Genomic DNA, 1530 nt, shown 5'->3' on the forward strand with positions numbered 1-1530 from the left:
CGCTAGATACTTGAATCCACCTTAACGTTAAGCTGGAAATTGGAATACAATTCTCTCTTAATTACATAATTTAAATGAAATCAAAATTCACCTTAAAAGGCTTTATTTTTCCAATTTTAGGTATCTGTCTAATAACTGGTTTGTTAGTCATAATCATTAACAATCTGCCAATAAAATTGCAACAGTTAAGATGGATTGATTATTTAATTTCCGCTTTGATTCTTATCATAATTATTTGGTTAGTTTTTTTTGAAATAAATAGAAAAATGATTGTCATCAAAATTGAAAATGAAGCAATAACCAAGCGAAATTTATTGAATGGAATATATAGGGTAAAATTTGATGAATGCGATGGATATACAACCGCAATAGAATCAACAAGAATTGGATTGTTTGAAGAACTTAGCATCGAAAAGGGTGGAAAGAAAGTAATAATTATCTCTGAAAAGTATCATTTAAACTATCAAGAATTGAAAAAAATAATTGATAAAAAACTCAAATATCTCGGTGGGGCAGCAATAAACTACCGCTAACAAGGGTTTTATGCAAGTGGGGTTTTAGGTTTTATCAGTAAAGGTCAGTGTTTGCATTTTCTTCTTCGAATTGAGGTTTTTTCTTTCAATCTTTTCGGTATATTTGTAAACATCAGTAATAAAAATCCCCACCGGCATAAAGCCCCGGGACGTTACCAGCAAGCGCACGTGACGAAAACTACATGGCAGAAAAACAGAAAATCAAAACTTTCTTATATGATATACCAACCATTTAAAGTATTTTTGTAAAAGTAAAATATAAAGCTTGCTATCTATATGAAAAACATTGATAAGAACAGTCTAGAAAATGCATATCGCTTGTTTGAATCGAATGATATTAATAAAATAGAAGTTGGTACGACCAAAGGTCTAAAGCAAATTCACAATTACTTATTTGGTGGATTATATGATTTCGCTGGAGAGATACGTAAAATGAATATTTCAAAGGGAGGTTTTAGATTTGCTAATGCATTATATTTAGATGAGATTTTGGTTAAAATAGAACAAATGACCGAGAATAATTTTGAAGAAATTATTGCAAAATATGTAGAAATGAATATTGCTCATCCATTTCTTGAGGGTAATGGAAGATCTATGCGAATTTGGCTAGATATGATTCTAAAAAATAGACTTGGTAAAGTTGTCAATTGGCAATTCGTAGACAAAACGCTTTATTTACAATCAATGGAAAGAAGTCCGATTAATGACTTAGAGCTAAGAACTTTATTGAAAGAGAATTTAACAAGCGAGATTGATAATAGAGAAATTATTTTTAAAGGAATTGAACAATCCTATTATTATGAAGGTTACGAAAAAGATAATGAATAATCTTTAGGATATAGCGCCAGCTGGTAACAGCGGTTTTAAGAAATTGGGGTTTTAGGGCTTAATGAAACGGTCTTTTTGTATATTTGACTTCACTCCTATCGGAATGGTTTGGGAACAAAAACCCCCAACTTCTTAAAGCCGGCGGGACGTTAGCAACAATATTATGTCA

The 1530-nt window shown here is 31.0% G+C and carries 2 protein-coding genes; both read left to right on the forward strand.

Annotated features, from left to right (window positions below; genetic code table 11):
• Positions 1–74 precede the first annotated feature (74 nt).
• A complete protein-coding gene (locus FLJC2902T_RS15545) occupies positions 75–533 on the forward strand; it encodes a hypothetical protein (RefSeq protein ID WP_023580761.1) in 459 nt (152 codons plus the stop codon).
• Positions 534–809: 276 nt separating this feature from the next.
• Positions 810–1361, forward strand: a complete 552-nt coding sequence (gene fic, locus FLJC2902T_RS15550) for a protein adenylyltransferase Fic (RefSeq protein WP_023580763.1) — start codon at positions 810–812, stop codon at positions 1359–1361.
• The last annotated feature ends 169 nt before the right edge of the window (positions 1362–1530 follow it).

Origin of the sequence: Flavobacterium limnosediminis JC2902 (assembly GCF_000498535.1) — a bacterium.
In the GTDB taxonomy this organism is placed as follows: domain Bacteria; phylum Bacteroidota; class Bacteroidia; order Flavobacteriales; family Flavobacteriaceae; genus Flavobacterium; species Flavobacterium limnosediminis.

Coding starts and splice junctions, on each gene's coding strand:
- FLJC2902T_RS15545 (WP_023580761.1), top strand. CDS start 75: ATGAAATCAAAATTCACCTTAAAAGGCTTTATTTTTCCAATTTTAGGT.
- fic (WP_023580763.1), top strand. CDS start 810: ATGAAAAACATTGATAAGAACAGTCTAGAAAATGCATATCGCTTGTTT.